The organism is Pseudoxanthomonas sp. OG2 (assembly GCF_014192765.1).
GTDB classification, from domain to species: Bacteria; Pseudomonadota; Gammaproteobacteria; order Xanthomonadales; family Xanthomonadaceae; genus Pseudoxanthomonas_A; species Pseudoxanthomonas_A beigongshangi.
Window position 1 is genome coordinate 1,655,206 of sequence record NZ_JACHYM010000001.1, and the last position, 20,796, is coordinate 1,676,001.

The window sequence follows — 20,796 nt, forward strand, 5'->3', positions numbered from 1 at the left end:
ATCATCCGCGCAAATTCCCAACGCAGGAACGGACGTGGATTCGATTCGGGTACCGGTGTCGATCGGTGAACTGGCGGACAAGATCACCATCCTGGAGATCAAGTCCGAGCGCATCACCGACGAGGGCAAGCGCCGCAACGTGCTCGCCGAACTGCAGGATCTTCTGCCGTTGTGGGCGCCGATCGCCGAGCGCCATCCGACCATGGCCGAGCTGAAGGTGCAGCTGAAGCAGGCCAACGAACTCATGTGGGACGTGCAGGACGCGCTGCGCGAAAAGGAAGCCGCGCAGGTGTTCGATGACGCCTTCATCCAGTTGGCGCGCGCGGTCGCCCAGCACAACGGTCATCGCGTAGGCCTGAAGAACGCCATCAACCAGCAGGCCGGCTCGACCTTCATCGAAGAGAAGGAATACCGCGCCGAGGGCTGAGCGCGCGGTTCCGCCCGCCACATCCCGCGGCTGCGTGCGCGGATGGGCCGGCATTCGCCGTCCTTGTTCGCTCCGGCCATCGTGACCGGTTAGCCTGTCGCGATGGACGCCCTGATCACCGCCGCCGCACGCGCCCTCGCCACCGGCGATGCCCTGGGCGCGCTCAAGGGCGTGGCCCTGCGCGAGGATCCGCCGGCGCTGGCGCTGCGCGGCATCGCGATGGCGCAACTGGGCGAGCATGCGCGCGCGCGCGAACTGCTGCGCCGGGCCGCACGCGGTTTCGGTGCGCGCGAACCGCTGTCGCGCGCGCGATGCGTGGTCGCAGAAGCCGAAGTCGCGCTGGCGATGCGGGATCTGGACGCCACCCCGCGTGCGCTGGAGAACGCCGTCGCCGTCCTGGAAGCGCAGGCCGACCACGTCAACGCCAGCCAGGGCCGCCTGGTGCTGGCGCGCAGGCAGTTGCTGCTCGGGCGCCTGGACGCCGCCGCCGCCACCCTGGCGGTGCTGGCGCGCGGCCGGCTGTCGCCGGCGCTGGCCGCGATCGCGCAGTTGGTGCGCGCCGAACTGGCCCTGCGCGGATTGCGTACCGGCGCGGCACGCGCCGCACTGGAGCGTGCCGACGAAGCCGCCCTCCACGCCGGCATTCCCGCCCTGCGTGCGGAAGTGGCCGACGCGCGTTCGCTGTTGGCCCGCCCCGCGGCGCGGCGCCGGCACACCGAAGGCGAACAGTCGTTGCGACTGGACGAAGTCGAAACCCTGCTCGCTTCCGGCGCATTGGTGATCGATGCCTGCCGGCGCGGACTGCGTCGGGATGGCGCCTGGTATCCGCTGGCGCGACGGCCGGTGCTGTTCGCATTGGCGCGCGTGCTGGCCGAAGCCTGGCCGGGCGACGCCAGCCGCGAGCACCTGATCGAACAGGCGTTCCGCACACGCGATCCGGACGAGACCCACCGCGCCCGCCTGCGGGTGGAACTCGGCCGCCTGCGCGCGTTGGCGGCACCACTGGCGCGCATCGAAGCCACCGCGCGCGGCTTTGCGCTGATTCCGCACGACGCACGCGAAGTGGCACTGCTGGTGCCGCCGCTGGAAAGCGAACAGGCCGAACTGCTGGCGCTGCTTGCCGATGGCGCGGCCTGGTCCACTTCGGCATTGGCACTGGCGCTGGATACCAGCCAGCGCACCGTGCAGCGCGCGCTCGCCGAGCTCGAGGCCGGTGGCCGCGCGCGCGCGGTCGGGCGTGCACGTGCCCGGCGCTGGGTGGCGCCGCCGCTGACCGGATTCACGACGATCTTGTTACTCCCCGCTACCCTGCCCGCTGGCTAGAGTGTCTCCATCGCGCCGCAACCGGCGCACCACGCAGGAGCCAGGCCATGACCCGCACTTCCTCCCGTTCCGCCACCCCGGCCAAGGCCGCCGAAATCGTCCGCGAATACCCGCTCGATCATCTCGAAGGCGTGCATGGCGTGACCTACGACGGCACCCGCATCTGGGCCGCCACCAACGAGCGCCTGGTGGCCATCGATCCGGACAGCGGCGCCGCGGTTCGCAAGCTGGAGCGTCCCTGCGACGCCGGCACCGCCTTTGACGGCAAGTACCTGTACCAGATCACCGATTCGCGCATCGAGAAGATCGATCCGGCCAGCGGCGAGGTCGTGGCGACGATTCCGGCTCCCGCCGTGGGCGGGAACACCGGACTGGCCTGGGCCGAAGGCAGCCTGTGGGTCGGCCGTTACCGCGATCGCCGGATTCATCGCATCGATCCGGCCACCGGCGCCATCCAGCGCACCATCGAATCCAACCGCTTCGTCACCGGCGTCACCTGGGTGGACGGCGAACTCTGGCACGGCACCTGGGAAGGCGACGAGAGCGAGATCCGCCGCATCGATCCCGACAGTGGCGAGGTGCTGGAACGTTTGCAGATGCCGGCCGGCACCAACGTGAGCGGGCTGGAGTCCGATGGCGCGGATTTGTTCTACGCCGGTGGTGGCGGCAGCGGCAAGGTCCGCGCGGTGCGCAGGCCACGACACGCCGCGTGATGTCCGGCGCGGGCCACTGAACCAAGCACCGCACTTGCCCTTTCACGCTTTTTGCCTCCCCTTTTGAAAAAGGGGGACCGAGGAGGATTCGCTCCTGGCGCGAAAAGCAAATCCCCCGGTCACCTCCGGTGCCCACCCCCTTCTTCGAAGGGGGTAGTTCCCCGCCGTTCCACCTCCCCCTTTGAAAAAAAGGGGGACCGAGGAGGATTCGCTCCTGGCGCGAAAAGCAAATCCCCCGATCACCTCCGGCGGATCCGCTCTCTTCGAAAGGGGTCACCGGCGCCACCACGCGATCCGATCAATCCCGCACCACACCAACCGTTCCTCCCCCGATGGCTCTACCCACACCCCAGGAGCAGATCATGAACCTCACTACCCGAATCCCCGCCGCCTCCCCCCGCATCGTCAGCCGCGAACAATGGCTGAAAGAACGCATGCCGTTGCTCGCACGCGAGAAGGAGCTGACCCGCCTGGGCGATCGCATCGCCGAGGAACGCCGCGCCCTGCCCTGGGTAAAGGTCGAGAAGGACTATGTATTCGATACCGTCGACGGGCCGCGCCGGCTGGACCAGTTGTTCGACGGCCGCCACCAGTTGCTGGTCCAGCACTTCATGTTCACGCCCGGCCGCGACCAGGGCTGCCGCAGTTGTTCCTACATGGCCGATCACCATGATGGCGCGCGCGCGCACCTGGCCCAGCGCGACACCACCCTGCTGGTGATCTCGCGCGCGCCGCTGGCCGACATCCAGCGCTTCCGCGCGCGCATGGGCTGGCAGTTCCCGTGGGTGTCCTCGTTCGGTTCCGATTTCAACTACGACTTCGGGGTCAGCTTCACCCCCGAGGACATGGCCACCGGCGCGGTCGACTACAACTACGCCCACCAGTATTTCCCGCATTCCGAGGCCCCCGGCATCAGCGTGTTCCATCGCGACGACGCCGGCACCGTCTTCCACACCTACTCGCGCTTCGGTCGTGGCGTGGAAGTGATGATGGGGACATACCCGCTGCTCGACCTCACCCCGAAGGGCCGCGGCGAAGCCGGCCTGGAAGACACCATGTCCTGGGTGCGCCACCACGATCTCTACGAACAGGCGGACGGCAAGAGCGCCTGCGGTTGCCACGGCTGAGCACGAAGGCCGGCGCGGCGGCATGGACACGATCTGGCCCTGGCTGGCGATCGCCGGACTAGGTGCCCTGCACGGGCTGCATCCGGCCAATGGCTGGATGTTCGCCGCAGCCGGCGCGATCCATGCCGGCCGTGGCGAACACGCCTGGCATGCGTTGTGGCCGATCGGTATTGGACATGCCACGGCGATCGTGCTGATCGCCACCGCCTTCGCGATTGGCCTGCGCGTGGAGGCGGCGGTCGCCACGCGCATCGCCGGAGCCGCCCTGCTCGTCCTGGCCTGCCATCACCTGTGGCGCCGACATGCGCCACCCGCGCCCACCGCGAACCGCCTCGGCGCGGTCGGATTGGCGCTGTGGTCCGGCTTGATGGCGACCGCGCACGGTTTGGGCATGGTCCTGGTGCCGGCGCTGGTGCCGCTGTGCCTGTCCGCCGGCCCGTGGCGCGATTTCACCGCCTCCGGTTCCTCATCCGCGGCATTGCTGGCGGCGGTGGCGCTGCACATGACCGCCATGCTGCTGGTGACCGGCGCTCTGGCGCGGGGCGCCTGCCATGGATGGGGCAGGTACCTGCGTCATTGGCGCGCCGCGACCCTGCGTTGCCTGTGGAGCCTGATGCTGGCCGCCACGGGCATCGTGCTGCTGGCGCTTGCGCAATGACACCGTGCCTCAGCTTCCCGCCTGCGGGGCGGCACGCGACTTCGCCAGGTAGGGCAAGGCGAACAGGTAGAGTCCGGTGATCATCAACAGGATCAACGGGAAGAGCGCCATCAATCCCACCCAGGTGGATTGCTTCTGCATCGCCAACGCGACAAGGTTGGCGAGCACGGTCAGGGTGAAGATGATCGACAGCCAGCGGTGGAACTGACGGATCCACTTGTTCATCGGGATTTCCTCTGCGCTTGGCCCGAGACGCCTCGGGCGGGCTTGCACGTTGCCGGACGGTGCTGCGCCCGCGCGCGGTCATCCGGCCGCGTGCGGGACCAACGTGGATTCAGTGCTTGCCGCGACGTGACTCGATCATCTTCCAGCCATTGCCTGAGGGATCGCGGAAATTGGCGTCGACATTGCCGTAGCGTTCTTCCGGCGGCTGGGTGAACTCCACCCCGCGCCCGCTCATGCGTTCGTAGGCCGCGCGGCAGTCATCGACGTCGAGGATGAGCGGCGGCATCCCGCCCTTGGCGACAATCTCGCGCGCGGTCTGCGCGGTGGCGGCGTCGAGCACCGGCTCCTGCGGCTTGAACAGTCCCAGCTGGAACGACGGCTGATCCGGATGCTGCACGGTCAGCCAGCGATAGTCGCCGTTGCGCACGTCGGTGTGCACGCGGAAACCCAGCTTGTCGACGTAGAACTCCAGCGCCTCGTCCTGATCGCGGACGTACAGCCCAACCATTCCAACACCCTGACTCATGTGACCTCCGGTTTCTCTGGGGCCGCCTTTGTAGCACCGGCCTCCCGCCGCCGCTTCTCCGAAACTGCGATGGTGAGATCGGGACGGTGCGCGGCGCTGGCATAGCAGGCCGGCATCGCCTGCGCCGAGCGGCGGGCGGCGCCTTCGCGGCCGCGCAACGCACCCGGACTTTCGCCGGTGATGTCGCGGAAGGTGCGGCCGAAGGTGCCCAGGCTGTTCCAGCCGGTCCGCAGCGCGATGTCGAGGATGGGCAGTTCGGTATCGCGCAGCAGGGTCTTGGCCCGCTCGATGCGCCGGGTCAGCAGGTAGCGATGCGGCGGCACGCCGAACGCCTCCTTGAACGAGCGTGCGAAATGCGCCTCGGACACATGGCTCACCCGCGCCAGCCGTGCCACCGGCCAGTCCTCGTGCGAGGCGGCATCCATCCGGTCCCGGGCGCGCAGCAGGCGGCGCAGGAGTTCCGGATCCTGGCCGGAGCCTGTCGTTGTTTTCCCCATCGAGTCTTCGGATGTCGCCATCGGATGTTCCAGTGAATGCCCGCTATCCCGATCCACGAGCGGCGGCCACCATAACCCAAGGGCGCCGAAATCCAGGAAACGCTCCACGCGGTCCAGGCTTGACGAACACTCTTACGATATATATCTTACGATGCATCTTATGACACCGAGGAGTGTCCGATGCGTCGTCATCACCCCCGACACGCGCGCCGCGGCGAAGACTGCGGCGGCGATTTCCCCTTCTCCGAAGGCTTTTCCGTGCATGCGTTCTGGCAGGCCGTCGGCCGGCGCCACGGCGGCCGCGGCGGTCATCGCCACGGGCCGGGCCCCGGTTTTCCGGGCGGATTCGGCGGCTTTGGCGAGGATGGCCTGACCCGGGGCCGCAAATTCAGTTCCGACGATCTGCAACTGCTGCTGCTGGCCCTGCTGGAGGACCAGCCCAGCCACGGCTATGAGCTGATCAAGGCCCTGCAGGCGCGCTCGAACGGGTTCTACAGCCCCAGTCCGGGCATGGTGTACCCCGCCCTCACCTATCTGGAAGAGCTGGGCTACGTGGACGTGGAGGCCGAGGGCAACCGCAAGCGCTACGCGCTCGCGGCGCCTGGACGCGAGTATCTGGAGGCGAACCGCGATCGGGTCGAATTGATGCTCGCCAAGCTGTCGCATATCGCGCGCAAGATGGATTCGGTGCGGCGCGCGTTCGCCGGCGAACCGCAGGCCGATGTCGATGAAGGTGGCTGGGTGCCCGAACTGATCCGCGCGCGGCACGCCCTGAAGCACGCGCTGGTGCGCCGCGATGGCGTACCGGCCGCCGAGCAGCGCCGCATCGCCGCCATCCTCGAACGCGCCACCCGCGAGATCGAGGACGGCGAAGGCCAATGACCGATGTTCCCCTCCGCCGCCTTCGGGCGGCGGAAATGTTTCACCTCTCCCCCACGAGGTTTCCATGTCCGAAGTTGCCGACAAGGCGGTCGTGCGCGTCCGCCATCCGCTGAAACTGCGCCTGTTGCAGGTGGCGCGCGTGCACGACGTCACCCCGCATCTGCGGCGCGTCACCCTCACCGGCGATTCGTTGCGCGATTTCGTTTCCGCTTCATTCGACGATCACGTCAAGCTGTTCTTCCCCGCGCCGGGCGAAGCGCGTCCCGAACTCCCCGAGCTCGGTCCGAACGGCGTGGAGTTCCGCGACGACAGGCCACGCCCGGTGATGCGCGATTTCACCCCGCGCCATTACGACAACGACGCCTGCGAACTGGAACTGGAGTTCGCCCTGCACGAAGCCGGTCCGGCCACCGACTGGGCATCGCGCGCACAGCCGGGCGACTGGCTGGGCGTCGGCGGACCACGCGGTTCGCTGGTGATCGGCACCGGCTTCGACTGGCATCTGCTGATCGGCGACGACACCGCGTTGCCGGCCATCGCCCGCCGCCTGGGCGAACTGCCGGCCGGCGCGCGCGCGATCGCCGTGCTGGAGATCGCCAACGCCTCGGCGCGGCCGGATCTGCGGACCGATGCCGAACTGTCGATACACTGGTGCCATCGCGACGGCGCGGACACCGCCGAGCCGCTCCTGCTGCAGGCACTGCGCACACTGGCGCTGCCCGAAGGCGATGGCCATGTGTGGGCCGCCGGCGAATCCGCCGACATCCGTGCGGTGCGCCGCTACCTGGTGGATGAACGCGGTGTCGAAAAATCACGCATCCGCGCCGCCGCCTACTGGAAACGCGGCGCGCAGGGCGTGCACGAAAACCTGGAAGACTGATTCCATCCCCCCATTGCTCCGGTCGTCAGACCGCAAGGACGTTGCATGTATTCGTTGAGCGCTCCCCGCGAGCGTCACCTGCTCTGGCTGCTGATGCTGACCCAGTTCACCCTCATCATGGATTTCATGGTGATGATGCCGCTGGGTCCGCAGATCATGCAGGCCTTCCATATCACTCCCGCCGCGTTCGCGGCCGCGGTGTCGGCCTATTCCTGGTGTGCCGGCCTGTCCGGCCTGCTGGCCGCCACCTATATCGATCGTTTCGACCGGCGCAAGCTGATGCTGGTCGTGTACGCGCTGTTCGCGTTGTCCAACCTGGCCTGCGCGATGGCGGACAGCTACGCGCTGCTGCTGGCCTCGCGCGCGCTGGCCGGCATCAGTGGCGGCGTGCTCGGCTCGATCGTGATGGCGATCATCGCCGACGTGATTCCCGGTCCGCGCCGCGGTGCGGCCACCGGCACGGTGATGATGGCGTTCTCGCTGGCCTCGGTGCTGGGCGTACCGGCCGGCGTGTTGCTGGGCGCGCATTACAGCTGGGCTGCCCCGTTCTGGCTGCTGGTCGGCCTGTCGGTGGTGATCTGGTTCGCCGGATCGCGCGTGCTGCCGCCGCTGGATCAACACCTGGCGCGGCAGGCGGTTCCGTGGAAGCAGGCGTTCCCGAACCTGTTCGGCTTGTTCACCCAGGCGCGCTACCTCAATGCGTTCGTGCTGACGCTGCTGCTGATGGTCGCCTCGATGCTGGTGATTCCCTTCATGTCGCCGGTTCTGGTCGCCAACCACGGCATCGCTCCGGACCAGTTGTCGTGGTTGTACATGGTCGGCGGCGCGGCGACGTTCTTCACCTCGCGCGCTATCGGCAAGCTGGCGGATCGGCACGGCAAGCATCGGGTGTTCCGGGTCGCGGTGCTGCTGTCGCTGGCGCCGATGCTGTTCGTGACCCATCTGCCCCACATCGGCTTCATCGCGATGCTGGCGTTCTTCCCGTTCTTCATGGTGCTGATGTCCGGCCGCATGATTCCGATGCAGGCGCTGCTGACCACGGTGCCGGCGCCGGCCGAGCGCGGCGCGTTCCTCAGCGCCAACAGCGCGGTGCAGGCGCTGGGCACCGGCTGCGGCGCCTACCTGGGCGGATTGATGCTGTCCTCGCCAACGCCCGCCGGCCCCATCGGCGGCTACGGCACCGCGGGCTGGGTGGCGGTGGCGCTGTCGTTGCTGGCGGTGTGGTGGGTGGGACGGGTGAGCGCCGACGGCGATCAGCCGCAAGCGCCGGCCATCGTCGTTGAGCCCGAGCCGGACGCGCTGGCGCGGGGCGAAGGCTGATGTTCCAGTCACCACCACGCCACTCCGAAGAGCGTCCCGCATGACCGACCCCACCTCCGCGTTTTCCGACGCCGCCGCCGTGGCGCGCTACGCCGAGGGACCGCCGCGGCTGGTGCCCGGATTCGTCGGTCTGCAACGCATGGCCACGATCCTGCTGGCCGAACGGGCGCCGGCCGATGCGCGGGTGTTGGTGCTCGGCGCAGGTGGCGGGCTGGAACTGAAGGCGTTCGCCCAGGCCCATCCGGGCTGGACCTTCACCGGCGTGGATCCGGCGCGGGCCATGCTGGATCTGGCCGCGCAAACGCTGGGACCGCTGGCGGCGCGCACGCAATGGGTGCCCGGCACCATCGACGACGCGCCCGACGGTCCCTTCGACGCGGGCGCCTGCCTGCTGACCCTGCATTTCCTGTCCGCCGGGGAGCGCCTGCGGACCCTGCGCGAGGTCCGGCGCAGGCTGCGGCCGGGTGCGCCGTTCGTGGTGGCCCACGCCAGCTTTCCGCAGGACGGGGAGCAACGCGCACGCTGGCTGTCGCGCTACGCCGCCTTCGCGATGGCGTCCGGCATCGAACCGGCGCAGGCGACGGCCGGGCGTGACGCCATCGATCGGCACCTGCATCTGCTTGCACCCGCCGAGGACGAAGCGATCCTGGCCGACGCCGGCTTCACCGGCATCGAGCTGTTCCACGTCGGATTCACCTTTCGCGGCTGGGTGGCGTACGCCTGAGCGGCGTCCCGATTGCGGCCCCCGGCGCTGATCGGTGACTGGCGGACGACATGACGGCGCGGCTCGGCCCCGGTTTCCCGCCATTCGTCCCCGCGGCCCGCGATCCATCCCTTCCCTCTCCCGCCCCGCGCCGTTGCGCGCACACTCCGCCGGCAACGACACGGGAGCGAAGACCTATGGTGGGCAAGGCGTGGTACGGATGGGTGGGTGGCGTGGTCCTGGCATTGGCAGGCGCGGGCACCCGGGCGGCGGATGCGGACAACTGGTCCAGCTACGGTGGCGGCCCCGGCGGCGGCCAGCATTCACCGCTCACCCAGATCACCCCGGCCAACGTCGGCCGGCTGCGTATCGCCTGGTCGTTCCGCACCGGCGAACTGGGCGCGGGCCTGCCGGATCCGGAGCGGCGGCGGTTCGAAGCCAATCCGCTGGTGGTGGACGGTCGCATGTACCTCAACACCGGCACCGGCATCGCCTTCGCGCTGGACGCGGCCAGCGGTCGCGAGCTGTGGTCGTTCAACGCGAAGGTCGCACGCAACAAACGCTACAGCGATCCCGCCTCACGCGGGGTGAGCTACTGGCGCGATCCGGAAGCCGCCGCCGGCGCGGCCTGCCGCGAGCGCATCATGTTCGGCACCCTGGATGCGCGCCTGATCGCGCTGGATGCCGCCAACGGCCAGCCCTGTGCCGGATTCGGCGTGCAGGGCACGATCGATCTGCGCACCGGCATCACCCTGCACGACGAACCCGACAGCGAATGGCGCAACTACGCGGTGACCTCGCCGCCGGTGATCGCCGACGGCGTGCTGGTGGTCGGCAGCTCGGTCGGCGACAACCGCGCGCATGCACTGGAAGAAGGCGTGGTGCGCGGCTACGACGTACGCAGCGGTGCCGAGCTGTGGCGCTGGGATCCGGTACCCCGGGATCCGGCCGAAGCCGCCGCGCGCGGCTGGCAACCGGAGCAGGCACGCACCGTGGGCGCGGCCAACGCCTGGGCGCCACTGTCGGTGGATCCGGCGCTGGGGATGGTCTACGTGCCGACCGGTTCGGCCAGTCCGGACTACCACGGCGGCGAACGCCTGGGCGAAAACCGCGATGCCAATTCGCTGGTGGCGCTGGATCTGCGCAGCGGCCGGCGCGTGTGGGCGCAGCAGCTGGTGCACCACGATCTGTGGGATTACGACCTGGCCTCGCAACCGGCCCTGGCCACCGTGCAGACCGCGCAGGGTCCGCGCGATGCGGTGTTGCAGGCGACCAAGACCGGTTTCCTGTTCGCCTTCGATCGGCGCACCGGCGAACCGGTGTTCCCGATCAGCGAAGTGCCGGTGCCCGCCTCGGATGTGCCCGGCGAGCAGGCCTGGCCGACCCAGCCGATGCCCGAGCCGTCGTTGCGCCTGGCGCGCCACGCGCCGCTGACGCCGGACGATGCCTGGGGCCCTACGCCCGGCGTGCGCCGCGACTGCGCGCAACAGATCGCGCGGCTGCGTTCGGAAGGCATCTTCACCCCGCCCAGCGTGCGCGGCACCATCGCCCTGCCCGGCTGGGCAGGCGGGGTGAACTGGGGCGGCATCGCGATCGACGCGCAGCGCCAGATCGCCATCCTGCCGGTGTCGGATCTGCCGATGCAGGTGGCGCTGATCCCGCGGCCCGACTTCGACTGGGACAAGGACGACGCCTATCCGGAGCAGGAGTTCAACAGCATGGACGGCACGCGCTACGGCATGCGCCGCGGTGTGCTGGCCTCGGCCAAGGGAACGCCGTGCGTCAAGCCGCCGTGGGGACGCGTGGTCGCGGTGGACCTGCGCGCGCGCAAGGTGCTGTGGGAGCGTCCGCTCGGAACGCTGGAGGAGGAACTGCCGTGGCTGCCGTTGAACGTCGGCATGCCGGTGCTCGGCGGCGCGGTCACCACCGCCAGCGGCCTGACCTTCATCGGCGCCTCCGCCGATGCGCGCTTTCGCGCCCTCGACAGCAGGACGGGCGAGATCCTGTGGGACGCCAAGCTGCCGGCCGGCGGACAGGCCACGCCATCGATCTACGCGGTGAAAGGACGCCAGTACGTGGTGATCGCGGCGGGCGGGCGTGAAGGCCTGGGCCCGATGGGCGACTACGTCATCGCCTACACGCTGGATGGCGAGGGCGAGGAAGTGGTGTTCCAGCATGGTGTAGCGGTCCGCATGACGGTGCTGGCGACCGCCGCGCTCGCGTTGCTGGGGGGCGTGGTCGCCCTGTGGCGATACTGGCGGCGGCGCAGGCGCCAGCGCCGGCACACCACATGAACCAGGTCAGCGTCGCCAACCGCCAAGCCGGCGTGACATGACCTGGACCTGGGGGCTTCGCGCTACCTGCTATCTGAAACGCATGGCATCGACGTTGTTTTCATCTCCACTTCACACAGCCGCCCTGCTTTTTTCATGCCTGGCCGGCACGCTGGGCCACCTCGGAAGGGAGACAAGCTCATGACCACAGACGCGCGACATCCCCGTGAACCGCATTTCGCCGGCTGGCGCCCGTTGATGTGGGGCGCCGCCGCCTGCCTGCTGTCGTTGCCGCTGATCGCCATGCAGTTCACCGACGAAGTGAACTGGACGCTGTCCGATTTCGTCGTCTTCGGCGGCATGCTCGCCGTCGCCTGCGGCGCCTGCGACGTGGCGATGCGCAAGGGCGGCAACTGGCGGTACCGGGCGGGCGCGTTGCTCGCGGTCGGCACCGCGTTCCTGCTGGTGTGGGTGAACCTGGCGGTCGGGTTCGTCGGCAGCGAAACCAATTCCTACAATCTCTGGTATGCCGGCGTGCTGGCGATCGGCGTGGCCAGTGCGTTCATCGCACGCTTCCGTCCGGGCGGCATGGCCGCCGCGCTCACCGCCACCGCCATCGCCCAGGCCACGATCGGCCTGGTTGCCCAGTTCTCCGGCATGGATCATCCCTGGCCGGCGACGGTGGTGTTCACCGGCCTGTGGCTGGTGTCGGCGGCGCTGTTCCTCGCCGCGGCGCGCTCCGGTACACGCTCCTTGTCATGACCCCGCCAGCGTCCGGCATGCGTCGGACGAACGGCGAACGAGGGGTTCCGGTTCCGATGGCAGAATCGACCCACCGGTTCGGAACCTGGTGGAGCGCCTTCCCATGAACAGCGATCGCCTCGACCGCATCCGCGATGGCCGCACCGATCTGGTGTTCGAGCATGTCGACGACGGCCATGCCGCCACCGACGCGGATGGAAATGGTGTTCGGCTCATCCAGTGGTGCGCGTACTACGGCGACGTCAGCGCCATCCGCTTCCTGCTTGCCCATGGTGAAACCCTCGCATCGCTCGGCGACAATCTCGGCCTGGGCGATGCGGTCTTCCACGGCCACTGGCCGCTGTGCCAGTTCCTGATCGAACAGGGCGCCAACCCCGGCCATGTCCTGCCCGACACCGGCGAATCGCCGCTGCACCTGGCCCTGTGCAAGGCCAATCGCCCCGCCTACGACGCCATCGTTGACATGCTGCTGGCCGCCGGTGCCGATCCCGATTGCGCCACCCTGCCGGGCGTCGAAACCGGCAGCTTCATGCGCGATGCCCGCACCCAGGGGGAAACGCCGCTGCATCGCGCCGCCGCATTCGGCAGCGAGCGCGCGATCGATCTGCTGCTGGCCGCGGGCGCGCGCATCGATGCCCGCGACCGGAATGGCGATTCACCGCTGGGCTGGGCCAGCTGGCACCTGCGGCCCGACGCCATCCTGCGCAAGCTCTGCTTCGGCGATCACTTCATCCATCCGGCGCGCAATTCCACCTACGACCATGGCACCGGCTGGGGCGTGATGGGCGTGGGCAAGCCGCATCTGTCGCGCCGCTAGCGCAGCTCGATGCCCGGCTGCCAGCCGCTGCGTGCGAGGAACGCCCGTGCATCCTGCAAACCGATGATGTCACGCAGCGCCTGCCGCTTGTCGCTGGCGTTCTGGTAATACGATTTCACGATCCGGTAACCGACCCAGTAGCCGAGATCGCCCGGGTTTCCCGGTTTGCTGTTGTAGATCCAGTCGGACAGATCGCGCTTGTCCATGTCGGCCTGGAACTTGGTTTCGATGGCCAGCTCCTGCCCCTTCGTGTTCTGTTTCAGATGCAGGTACGCGACCTCGCCGGAGATCAGCTCGCCGACGAATTCGGCGGCACCTTCCATCAGCGCGCTCTCCAGCACCGTGGCCTGCTCGGTTTCGACGAACGCCGGCACCTGCTGGACGTGCACATATTCGTGCGCGATCACGTGGACGAAGCGATCCTCCAGGTCGGGATTGAGCCAGTCTGTCGCGCACAGCGCTTCCAGTCCGATCTGCACGCCAGTGTCGGCGCTGGCGGTGCCGACCGGCTTGCCGCGTCCCACCGCTATCGTGACCGTGGGCAGGCGCGCTTCCGGATACAGTTCCACCAGTTTCCGCAAGGAAGCCCTGAGCCGGTTCCGGGTGTCCGGCAGCACTTCCATGCAGCGCTTGGCATCGATGTAGGCCTGCGGATTCTTCGCCAGGTTCGCGGCGATCGCCTCGCCGGTGATGCGGCGGGCCTTGGCGAAGTGGTGTAGTCCCTCGGATCCAGCATCCAGGTAATCGCGCTGCAATTGTTCGGCGCTCGGGTGTCCCTGGACGCTGTCGTAGAGCCGGTAGAAGCGCTCGACATCGTCGATATCGACAACCGGATCGCCGGCCTTCGCGTCCGCCGCCCATCCTTGCGATGTGGTCGCGCCCAGCACCGCGCACACCATCACCGCCATCAATGCCAAGCGCATGTTCCGTTGCTCCGTGGGGAATGCGGACCACGCTACGGAGGGGACAGGTACCGGATCAATGGCCGTTGGTCACGGTGACTCCCGCCATGCCGCGTCATCCGCTCCAGGCGCTAGGGCCCCGGCCGGCTTTCCAGACCGATGGCCTGCTGCATGCGCGCAACCACGCTGTCGTCGGGCGCGGCGTCGGTGTCGGCGCGCTCGGCATAGACGAGCATCAGTTCCTTGCGCTGCGCCGCGTCCGGCAAATGCACCAGACGGACGAAGGCCATGTGCTGCGGCAACTTGAGCTTCGCGGCGGCGACCAGCTGTTCGACCTGTTCCAGATCCGAGTCGGCGGGCGCCTCGTCGCTCAGCGCGCGACCCCAGGTGTCGACATGGAAATCCAGTCCACCCATCTTCAGCGCGCGGGACTTGGCGTAATCGCCGGCATGGGTCAGTTCGGGCCGGCTGGGGATGTAGGCTTCCGACTGTATCCAGTACAGCCGCTGCACCATGCCCTTGGCGTCCTTCTGCGCGTATACATGCAGATCGCAATCGGCATAGCCGTACAGCACCCAGCGCCGGTTGCCGAGGTATTCGGCGGAAGCCGGCACCCGCACCGTGGCTGGCGGTTCGAACGATTCCACGCTGGCGCCATCGACGCGAAGGCGGGGTTCGACCGCGCCGGCGCCGGCAACCCAGGCCGCCAGCAGCACCAGTCCCGATACACCCGGAAGCACGCGCCGGGCACACCATGGGAGAACGGAACGACACGGGTTCATCTGCTGCCTCCACCGGATGGACGTCCGGCCCGCATGCTCGAGGCGATGCCGGACGCGTGCATGTGCCGGAAGTATTCCGGCCTTTCCGCCCGTCGCGGAATACAGGTGGAGTCCGCTTGCCTGTCCGCATGCTCGTGGCGACGCGGAAGACGTCATCCTTCACGCCAGTGCTGTTGCTGCGCAACGCACCCTCGCGCCGGCGATTCGCGTTGATGCGGTCATGCCATCCACGACAGGATCTTTCCGCTCAGATACAGGCCGACGCCGAACATCGCGTGCGTCACCAGGCTGTGCAGGCGTGTGCGGCCGGGATGCGGCGCGCGGCGGGCGGCGATGCCCAGCCCCATGCCGGGCTGCATCATCAGAAACGGCGCAACCACGGAACCGATGCCGACCATCAGGGATAGCGGAAGCGTTGGCGCGCGAAGCCACGCTTCACCTCCGAACACCAGCAGAATCGCAGCGAAGACAATCCCGGTCAGCACATGCGCCGCGATGCCAATCACCCGCTCGCCATGCACCGGTGGAGTGGCCGCGATGGGATCGTGAAGAAAACGGCCACGCGGCAACCACGCCACCCAGCGTCCAAGCAGTGTGTAGTTCAGTCCCGGCACGCCCAACCAGCGCTGGCGCAGCCAGATCCAGGCATCCATCAGCGCGGTGGCGCCCAGGCCAAGCACAATCGCATGCACGACGAATTCCGACGGCGGCATCATCGCGCTGCACTCCCTCGGCGCGCATCGATCCGCCAGCAGGCGGCGGTGAAGCGGACTTCGGATCCCCGCACGTAGGATTCGAACGCGGCACGCATGGCGCCGACGACCTGCGTCCGGGTTTCGGCATCCGCCTCCTGCAATGCCTGTCCCACCGGCCCCAGCCGGGTGATGTAGGAAACCAACCGGGATTCGGGCAGCGAGCAGATCGGATCGACCGGACGGATCTCGATGTCGCGCCAGCCGGCTTCCTCGAGCAGTCGATGGACGCGATGCGGGTCGGCGAACGCGAACTGGCCGGGACCATCCGCACGCCGCTCGGGCAAGGCAAGCCACGGTGCGGCGGCACGTTCCGCCGTGGTCATGAACGGATTGTCCGCGGCGCTGCGCCAGGCGATGAAACACAATCGTGCATCCGGCCTTGCCGATCGGTGAAGGTTGGCGAGCGCCCGTACCGGATCGGCGAAGAACATCACGCCGAAGCGCGAGATGATCCGATCGAAGTGTTCCGCTGGAAACGGGTGTGTCTGCGCGTCGGCCTGGACGAACCGCACGCGCAGGTCTTCGCGCTGCGCACGCTCGCGGGCCAGCGCCAGCATCGGCGCGGAAATGTCGACACCGATGCACTCGCCCTGCCCCGCCAACACCCGCGCCATCGCCAGGGTGGCGGCACCGGTGCCGCAGCCAATGTCCAGCACCCGCGCGGCAGGCTCGTTCAATGCCTCCCGCAGGATGGGAATGAACGGTTCCAGCATCGCGTCCAGCAGCGCCTGCTGGTCCACCCAGGCCTGGCCGCCGGTGCCATTCCAGAGCCTGGCCTGCTCATCGGCGATCGTCTTCGTATCCATGGTTTTCTGCGCCCGCTTGCGCCGGGGGAGGAGGAAGGGCACTGTGCGACTTCAAGTCGACTTGAAGTCAAGCCCATGCAGGAACTGGATATCGGCCAGGTGGCCGAACGCACCGGGGTACCCGCTTCGACCTTACGGTACTACGAGGAAAAAGGCCTGGTCCGCGCCATCGGTCGGCACGGGCTGCGGCGCGTGTTCGACGCCCGCGTCCTGGACCGGCTCGCGCTGATCGCGCTGGGCCGGGCCGCCGGTTTTTCGCTGGACGAGATCGCGGCGATGTTCGCGCCCGACGGGCAGCCGCGCATCGATCGGCGGATGCTGCTGGACAAGAGCGCCGAGCTGGACCGCACCATCCGCCAGCTCGGCGCCATGCGCGACGGCCTGCGCCACGCCGCCGCCTGTCGCGCGCCCAGCCACATGGAATGCCCGACGTTCCGGCGGATCCTGAAGGCGGCGTCGGCGGGTGCGCTCGCCACGCCCGGCCGGAACGCCAGGAAGCATCGGTCGCGCGCGCGTGTTGCGGGCCCTCGATGACCCTTGATCGGGATCGAGGATGCGAAAACGACGAAGCCGGCTTGCGCCGGCTTCGTCATCATTGCGTGTTGGATGTGGAAATCAGTCCGACTCCCACCACATCCAGAAGGCGTCCCACAGGCGCTTGAAGAAGCCAGCTTCCTCGACGGCGTTGACCGCCACCAGCGGGGCCTGGGCGACGACCTTGCCGTCCAGGGTGACCTTCACGTCGCCGATGGCCTGGCCCTTCGTGATCGGCGCGACCAGGGTCTTGGGCACGTTCATGCTCGGCTTCAGATCGGCGTAGCGGCCACGCGGCACGCTGACCAGCATCGGCTGGGCCACGCCTAGCTGCACTTCCTTGGCCTGGCCCTTCCACACGCGCTGGCTGGCGATGACCTTGCCCGGCTCGTACAGGCGGTGGGTTTCATAGAAGCGGAAGCCCCAGTTGAGCAGCGCCAGGCTGTCGTCGGCGCGCTGCTTCTCGGAGGTCGAACCCATCACCACCGCGATCAGGCGCTGGTCACCGCGCTTGGCCGAGCTCATCAGGCAGTAGCCGGCACCGGAATGGTGGCCGGTCTTGATGCCGTCCACGCTGCCGTCGCGCCACAACAGCAGGTTGCGGTTGGGCTGGGTGATGGTGCCGACGGTGAATTCCTTGATCTTGTTGAACGCGTAGGTTTCCGGATAGTCGCGGATCAGCGCGCGGCCCAGCAGGGCCAGATCGTAGGCGGTGGAATAGTGCTCCGGCGCGGACAGGCCATGGGCGTTGGCGAAGCGCGAGCCCTTCATGCCGATCTTGGCGGCATAGTTGTTCATCAGCGACGCGAAGGCTTCCTGGCTGCCGGCGGCGTGTTCGGCCAGCGCGATGGCGGCATCGTTGCCCGACTGCACGGCCATGCCCTTTTCCATGTCCAGCAGCGGCGCGGTCTTGTTGACCGCGAAACCGCTGTAGCTGCCGTCGGTGCCGGCGCCGCCCTCGCGCCAGGCGCGCTCGCTCATCATCACCTGGTCTTCCGGACGGATCTTGCCGTTCTTCTGCTCGGCCGCCAGCACGTAGGAGGTCATCACCTTGGTGATGCTGGCCGGCTCGACGCGCTGGTCGTAGTTCTCGCCCGCCAGCACCTGGCCGGTGATGTAGTCCATCAGCACCCATGCGGTGCCGACCGGCTTGGGCGGCGGCGGGATGGCGACGGATTCGGCGGGGGGGGCGACCGGCGCCGGCTGCGGTGCCGGGGTCTGCGCGATCGCCGCGCCGAAGGCGGCGGTGGCCAGGGCGGCCAGGGCGAAACGGAACTTCATCTGCTGCGAACTCCTGACTGGGCGCGGGGCCCGTTCGACGAAAACGACATTTTAGGCAGGCATTGGCGGCTGGGAATCCACCAAGGCCGAAAAACAGGCGAAAAAACCGCAGCGCGGCTCAGTCGCGGACCAGCTGCGGGCGTCCGAAGCCCAGTTTGGCGATGCGGCCGGCCAGTTCATCGGCGCCGGCCGGGTCGGTCGCGCCGACCCGCAGCCGCCACAGCACCCGTCCGTTGCTCTGCACATCGCTCAGGCTGGCCCCGGCGATGCCCGCCGCGACCAGCCGGGCCAGCGCCCGGTCGGCATTCTCGCGGCTGGCGAAGCTGCCCACCTGCAACTGCAGCGGCGCGCCCAGCGCGCGCGGGATCACGCCAGGCGCAATCGACGACGCGCCTGCCGATGTCACCGCCGTCGATGTCGGCGCGACCGCACGGGAGGGCGCGGGCGACGCAATCGTCGTGGAGACGGCGGTGGCCTGCGTCCCGGTGGGTGCCGGTGCAGCCGGTTTGCCGGTGGCCACGCGCACGCCGTTGGCCTGCATCCACGCATCGAAGCGGTCGGCGCTGGCCGGATTCTTCGTGTCCGGAATGACCTGGTAGCGCCGGCTGCCGCGTCTATCCACCGTGGCGACGACCGCCGCGTTGGCCGCGGTAGCCGTTGCGGCAGCGGCCTGAGCCGCCGGATTCGACGCCGGCAGCTTCTCGACCAGCGCATCCATGCCGCTGCTGGCCGGGACGGCGGGCGTGGATGCGGAGCGCGCGGCGGCATAGCCACGCTCGTCCTTGCCCGGTGTCAGCGCGCGCACTTCCACCCGGCCGGTACCGCGCTGGGTGATGCCCAGCTTGTAGGCGGCGGCGTAGCTCAGATCGATCACGCGCCCGTCATGGAAGGGCCCGCGATCGTTCACCCGCACCACCACCGACTGGCCGTTGTCCAGATTGGTGACCCGCGCGAAGCTGGGCAGCGGCAGGGTCTTGTGGGCGGCGGTGAAGGCATACATGTCGTACACCTCCTGGTTGGAGGTACGGCGACCATGGAACTTGTTGCCGTAATACGAAGCGGTGCCCTGCTCGACGTAGCCATCGACCTTGTCCAGCACCTGGTACTTCTTTCCCAGCACGGTGTACGGCGAGCGGTTGCCGATCGGCGAGCGCGCCTCGGCGGTCACCATCGGCTCGGCGATGCAGTCCAGATCCGGCAGGTGGTCGGGGGTGGTGTCGGAGACGCCGGGCTTGTACAGGCCACCGGCGGTGTAGTTGCCGCGCGTGGACGGATCTTCCTGCGCCGGCGCATAGAACGAGCAGTCCTTGCCACTGGCGGGGCCGCGACCCTGGTGCGCGGTCGATGACCCCGGCTTGCCCTTGCCGGACAGTGGCGGGGGGACCGGTTTCTTCGGCGCCGTGCTGCAGGCCGCCAGGCTGAGGGTGAGCAGCGCGGGCAGAAGCCATTTCATGCGGGCGGAATCTCCCTGCCGGCGATGGCCTGGGACAGCTGGTACACGGCCATCGCGTACATCTTGGAGTTGTTGTAGCGGGTAATCGCGTAGTAGTTCTGGAAGCCCAGCCAATACTGCTTGCCGGCGCTGCCTTCCAGCGACACCAGGGTGGCGGTGGCATCGGCGGCGACCGGCTCCAGCGGACGGTAACCGCGCTGGGCCAGATCGGCCAGGGTGTAGTCGGGGGTCCAGGTGTCCGGGTTGAACTCGGGATAGCCGGCCTGCAGTTCGGCGCGCGCCACCACCGGACCGCCCGGCACCCAGCCGCCGCGCTCGCCGCCCTTCTTGCGGAAGTAATTGGCGACCGAGGCGAACACGTCATCGACGCTGTTGAACAGATCCCGGCGGCCGTCGCCGTTGCCGTCCACCGCGAACTCGCGGTAACTGGACGGCATGAACTGGCCCATGCCCATCGCGCCGGCGTAGCTGCCGATAAGCGTGGTGATGTCCAGCTTCTCCTCGCGGCCCAACGCGAACAGCTGCGCCAGCTCGTCGCGGAAGAACAGCTCGCGGCGCTGCTCGTAGGCGGCGCGCGCGGGATTGCCGCTGCGCGGATAGCGGAACGCCAGCGTGTACAGCGCGTCCAGCACGCGGTGCTTGCCGGTGTAGCCGCCGTAGCTGGTCTCGACGCCGATGATGGCGACGACGATCTCGGCCGGTACACCGTAGGCCTTTTCCTCGCGCGCCAGCGCGTCGCGATGCTTCGCGAGGAATGCCTGCCCGCCGCTGATGCGCGAGGCGGTGATGAAGTTGGGCCGGTACTCGCTCCACGGCTTGACCCGCTCGGCGGGTCGCGACATCAGCGCGATCACGTCGTCGCGGAACACCGCCTGCGACAGCACCGAATCGATGTACTGCGGGTCGATGCCGTAGCGCGCCGCGGTATCGCGCACGAAGTTGGCGCGCGCGGTGGCGAAATCCTCCACGAGGATCGGCACGTCGGCCACGCGCTCCACCGAGGTTTCGGCCGGATTGGCCGAAGTTTTCGGAGCGGGTGACTGGGCTCCGCTCGCCGCGGGCGCGGCGGTCGGCGGGTTCTTCGGCGGAGTCGCGCAGGCAACCAGGCCGAAGGTGATCAGGCAGACAAGGGCGCGTCGAATCATCGGCG

The 20,796-nt window shown here is 68.5% G+C and carries 23 protein-coding genes; 13 read left to right on the plus strand and 10 right to left on the minus strand.

Annotation, left to right across the window (positions count from 1 at the left end; genetic code table 11):
• Positions 1-34 precede the first annotated feature (34 nt).
• From FHW78_RS07820 to FHW78_RS07840, 5 genes are all read left to right on the plus strand, one after another.
• Positions 35-427: a DUF6165 family protein gene (locus FHW78_RS07820; protein ID WP_183639364.1), complete on the plus strand. Its 393-nt coding sequence runs from the start codon at positions 35-37 to the stop codon at positions 425-427.
• Positions 428-529: 102 nt separating this feature from the next.
• The gene (locus FHW78_RS07825; RefSeq protein ID WP_183639365.1) at positions 530-1,750 is read left to right on the plus strand and encodes a helix-turn-helix domain-containing protein; all 1,221 of its coding nucleotides are present in this window, start codon (positions 530-532) and stop codon (positions 1,748-1,750) included.
• A 47-nt stretch (positions 1,751-1,797) separates the two neighbouring features.
• Positions 1,798-2,463: a hypothetical protein gene (locus tag FHW78_RS07830; protein ID WP_183639366.1), complete on the plus strand. Its 666-nt coding sequence runs from the start codon at positions 1,798-1,800 to the stop codon at positions 2,461-2,463.
• A 362-nt stretch (positions 2,464-2,825) separates the two neighbouring features.
• The gene (locus tag FHW78_RS07835) at positions 2,826-3,590 is read left to right on the plus strand and encodes a thioredoxin family protein (RefSeq protein WP_183639367.1); all 765 of its coding nucleotides are present in this window, start codon (positions 2,826-2,828) and stop codon (positions 3,588-3,590) included.
• Between the two features lie 22 nt (positions 3,591-3,612).
• On the plus strand, positions 3,613-4,248 hold the full coding sequence (locus FHW78_RS07840) for a hypothetical protein (protein WP_183639368.1): 636 nt from the start codon (positions 3,613-3,615) through the stop codon (positions 4,246-4,248).
• Between the two features lie 9 nt (positions 4,249-4,257).
• Here FHW78_RS07840 and FHW78_RS07845 read toward each other — a convergent pair whose 3' ends face one another.
• The 3 genes from FHW78_RS07845 to FHW78_RS07855 all read right to left on the minus strand — a co-directional run bounded on the left by FHW78_RS07845 (position 4,258) and on the right by FHW78_RS07855 (position 5,517).
• The gene (locus tag FHW78_RS07845; RefSeq protein WP_203323379.1) at positions 4,258-4,473 is read right to left on the minus strand and encodes a hypothetical protein; all 216 of its coding nucleotides are present in this window, start codon (positions 4,471-4,473) and stop codon (positions 4,258-4,260) included.
• A 109-nt stretch (positions 4,474-4,582) separates the two neighbouring features.
• The gene (locus FHW78_RS07850; RefSeq protein WP_183639369.1) at positions 4,583-4,999 is read right to left on the minus strand and encodes a VOC family protein; all 417 of its coding nucleotides are present in this window, start codon (positions 4,997-4,999) and stop codon (positions 4,583-4,585) included.
• Positions 4,996-5,517, minus strand: a complete 522-nt coding sequence (locus tag FHW78_RS07855; protein WP_328805199.1) for a helix-turn-helix transcriptional regulator — start codon at positions 5,515-5,517, stop codon at positions 4,996-4,998. Before FHW78_RS07855 ends, FHW78_RS07850 begins: the two co-directional genes overlap by 4 nt.
• 159 nt (positions 5,518-5,676) lie before the next feature.
• On the opposite strand from FHW78_RS07855, the gene FHW78_RS07860 reads away from it, so the two are divergent.
• The 7 genes from FHW78_RS07860 (at position 5,677) to FHW78_RS07890 (ending at position 13,133) form a co-directional block, all read left to right on the plus strand.
• Positions 5,677-6,378: a PadR family transcriptional regulator gene (locus FHW78_RS07860; RefSeq protein ID WP_183639370.1), complete on the plus strand. Its 702-nt coding sequence runs from the start codon at positions 5,677-5,679 to the stop codon at positions 6,376-6,378.
• A gap of 64 nt (positions 6,379-6,442) precedes the next feature.
• Positions 6,443-7,258 carry a siderophore-interacting protein gene (locus FHW78_RS07865; protein WP_183639371.1) on the plus strand — a complete coding sequence of 272 codons (816 nt, stop codon included), beginning with the start codon at positions 6,443-6,445 and terminating at the stop codon, positions 7,256-7,258.
• A gap of 45 nt (positions 7,259-7,303) precedes the next feature.
• The gene (locus FHW78_RS07870) at positions 7,304-8,578 is read left to right on the plus strand and encodes an MFS transporter (protein WP_183639372.1); all 1,275 of its coding nucleotides are present in this window, start codon (positions 7,304-7,306) and stop codon (positions 8,576-8,578) included.
• Positions 8,579-8,618: 40 nt separating this feature from the next.
• Entirely contained in the window at positions 8,619-9,302 is a 684-nt protein-coding gene (locus FHW78_RS07875) for a class I SAM-dependent methyltransferase (RefSeq protein WP_183639373.1), read from the plus strand.
• A gap of 179 nt (positions 9,303-9,481) precedes the next feature.
• Positions 9,482-11,575: a pyrroloquinoline quinone-dependent dehydrogenase gene (locus FHW78_RS07880; RefSeq protein ID WP_343205546.1), complete on the plus strand. Its 2,094-nt coding sequence runs from the start codon at positions 9,482-9,484 to the stop codon at positions 11,573-11,575.
• A 180-nt stretch (positions 11,576-11,755) separates the two neighbouring features.
• A complete protein-coding gene (locus FHW78_RS07885) occupies positions 11,756-12,316 on the plus strand; it encodes a hypothetical protein (RefSeq protein WP_221188926.1) in 561 nt (186 codons plus the stop codon).
• Between the two features lie 103 nt (positions 12,317-12,419).
• Positions 12,420-13,133 carry an ankyrin repeat domain-containing protein gene (locus tag FHW78_RS07890; protein WP_183639375.1) on the plus strand — a complete coding sequence of 238 codons (714 nt, stop codon included), beginning with the start codon at positions 12,420-12,422 and terminating at the stop codon, positions 13,131-13,133.
• Here FHW78_RS07890 and FHW78_RS07895 read toward each other — a convergent pair.
• The 4 genes from FHW78_RS07895 to FHW78_RS07910 form a co-directional block, all read right to left on the minus strand.
• Complete coding sequence (locus FHW78_RS07895) at positions 13,130-14,056, minus strand: DUF2268 domain-containing putative Zn-dependent protease (protein ID WP_183639376.1); 927 nt, start codon at positions 14,054-14,056, stop codon at positions 13,130-13,132. The genes FHW78_RS07890 and FHW78_RS07895 overlap by 4 nt on opposite strands.
• A 110-nt stretch (positions 14,057-14,166) precedes the next feature.
• Positions 14,167-14,775, minus strand: coding sequence for a hypothetical protein (locus FHW78_RS07900; RefSeq protein WP_183639377.1), 609 nt, complete (start codon positions 14,773-14,775; stop codon positions 14,167-14,169).
• 260 nt (positions 14,776-15,035) lie between these two features.
• The gene (locus FHW78_RS07905) at positions 15,036-15,533 is read right to left on the minus strand and encodes a DUF2938 domain-containing protein (RefSeq protein ID WP_218533462.1); all 498 of its coding nucleotides are present in this window, start codon (positions 15,531-15,533) and stop codon (positions 15,036-15,038) included.
• Entirely contained in the window at positions 15,530-16,378 is an 849-nt protein-coding gene (locus FHW78_RS07910; RefSeq protein ID WP_183639378.1) for a class I SAM-dependent methyltransferase, read from the minus strand. The genes FHW78_RS07905 and FHW78_RS07910 overlap by 4 nt, the downstream gene beginning before the upstream one ends.
• 75 nt (positions 16,379-16,453) lie before the next feature.
• On the opposite strand from FHW78_RS07910, the gene FHW78_RS07915 reads away from it, so the two are divergent.
• A complete protein-coding gene (locus FHW78_RS07915; protein WP_183639379.1) occupies positions 16,454-16,912 on the plus strand; it encodes a helix-turn-helix domain-containing protein in 459 nt (152 codons plus the stop codon).
• A gap of 81 nt (positions 16,913-16,993) precedes the next feature.
• Here the strand turns inward: FHW78_RS07915 and FHW78_RS07920 are convergent, their stop codons facing one another.
• The 3 genes from FHW78_RS07920 to mltB all read right to left on the minus strand — a co-directional run bounded on the left by FHW78_RS07920 (position 16,994) and on the right by mltB (position 20,791).
• Positions 16,994-18,193: a D-alanyl-D-alanine carboxypeptidase family protein gene (locus FHW78_RS07920; protein WP_183639380.1), complete on the minus strand. Its 1,200-nt coding sequence runs from the start codon at positions 18,191-18,193 to the stop codon at positions 16,994-16,996.
• 118 nt (positions 18,194-18,311) lie between these two features.
• Positions 18,312-19,646 (minus strand): septal ring lytic transglycosylase RlpA family protein, encoded by a 1,335-nt coding sequence (locus FHW78_RS07925; protein ID WP_183639381.1) that lies wholly within the window; start codon positions 19,644-19,646, stop codon positions 18,312-18,314.
• A complete protein-coding gene (gene mltB, locus FHW78_RS07930; RefSeq protein ID WP_183639382.1) occupies positions 19,643-20,791 on the minus strand; it encodes a lytic murein transglycosylase B in 1,149 nt (382 codons plus the stop codon). The genes FHW78_RS07925 and mltB overlap by 4 nt, the downstream gene beginning before the upstream one ends.
• Positions 20,792-20,796: the final 5 nt, after the last annotated feature.

Excerpts from the sequence above, each read along its gene's own strand:
- FHW78_RS07830 (WP_183639366.1), top strand. The coding sequence starts at position 1,798 with ATGACCCGCACTTCCTCCCGTTCCGCCACCCCGGCCAAGGCCGCCGAA.
- mltB (WP_183639382.1), bottom strand. The coding sequence starts at position 20,791 with ATGATTCGACGCGCCCTTGTCTGCCTGATCACCTTCGGCCTGGTTGCC.
- FHW78_RS07915 (WP_183639379.1), top strand. The coding sequence starts at position 16,454 with ATGCAGGAACTGGATATCGGCCAGGTGGCCGAACGCACCGGGGTACCC.
- FHW78_RS07870 (WP_183639372.1), top strand. The coding sequence starts at position 7,304 with ATGTATTCGTTGAGCGCTCCCCGCGAGCGTCACCTGCTCTGGCTGCTG.
- FHW78_RS07885 (WP_221188926.1), top strand. The coding sequence starts at position 11,756 with ATGACCACAGACGCGCGACATCCCCGTGAACCGCATTTCGCCGGCTGG.
- FHW78_RS07860 (WP_183639370.1), top strand. The coding sequence starts at position 5,677 with ATGCGTCGTCATCACCCCCGACACGCGCGCCGCGGCGAAGACTGCGGC.
- FHW78_RS07890 (WP_183639375.1), top strand. The coding sequence starts at position 12,420 with ATGAACAGCGATCGCCTCGACCGCATCCGCGATGGCCGCACCGATCTG.
- FHW78_RS07910 (WP_183639378.1), bottom strand. The coding sequence starts at position 16,378 with ATGGATACGAAGACGATCGCCGATGAGCAGGCCAGGCTCTGGAATGGC.
- FHW78_RS07850 (WP_183639369.1), bottom strand. The coding sequence starts at position 4,999 with ATGAGTCAGGGTGTTGGAATGGTTGGGCTGTACGTCCGCGATCAGGAC.
- FHW78_RS07875 (WP_183639373.1), top strand. The coding sequence starts at position 8,619 with ATGACCGACCCCACCTCCGCGTTTTCCGACGCCGCCGCCGTGGCGCGC.
- FHW78_RS07835 (WP_183639367.1), top strand. The coding sequence starts at position 2,826 with ATGAACCTCACTACCCGAATCCCCGCCGCCTCCCCCCGCATCGTCAGC.
- FHW78_RS07855 (WP_328805199.1), bottom strand. The coding sequence starts at position 5,517 with ATGGCGACATCCGAAGACTCGATGGGGAAAACAACGACAGGCTCCGGC.
- FHW78_RS07905 (WP_218533462.1), bottom strand. The coding sequence starts at position 15,533 with ATGATGCCGCCGTCGGAATTCGTCGTGCATGCGATTGTGCTTGGCCTG.
- FHW78_RS07865 (WP_183639371.1), top strand. The coding sequence starts at position 6,443 with ATGTCCGAAGTTGCCGACAAGGCGGTCGTGCGCGTCCGCCATCCGCTG.
- FHW78_RS07920 (WP_183639380.1), bottom strand. The coding sequence starts at position 18,193 with ATGAAGTTCCGTTTCGCCCTGGCCGCCCTGGCCACCGCCGCCTTCGGC.
- FHW78_RS07840 (WP_183639368.1), top strand. The coding sequence starts at position 3,613 with ATGGACACGATCTGGCCCTGGCTGGCGATCGCCGGACTAGGTGCCCTG.
- FHW78_RS07825 (WP_183639365.1), top strand. The coding sequence starts at position 530 with ATGGACGCCCTGATCACCGCCGCCGCACGCGCCCTCGCCACCGGCGAT.
- FHW78_RS07845 (WP_203323379.1), bottom strand. The coding sequence starts at position 4,473 with ATGAACAAGTGGATCCGTCAGTTCCACCGCTGGCTGTCGATCATCTTC.
- FHW78_RS07895 (WP_183639376.1), bottom strand. The coding sequence starts at position 14,056 with ATGCGCTTGGCATTGATGGCGGTGATGGTGTGCGCGGTGCTGGGCGCG.
- FHW78_RS07925 (WP_183639381.1), bottom strand. The coding sequence starts at position 19,646 with ATGAAATGGCTTCTGCCCGCGCTGCTCACCCTCAGCCTGGCGGCCTGC.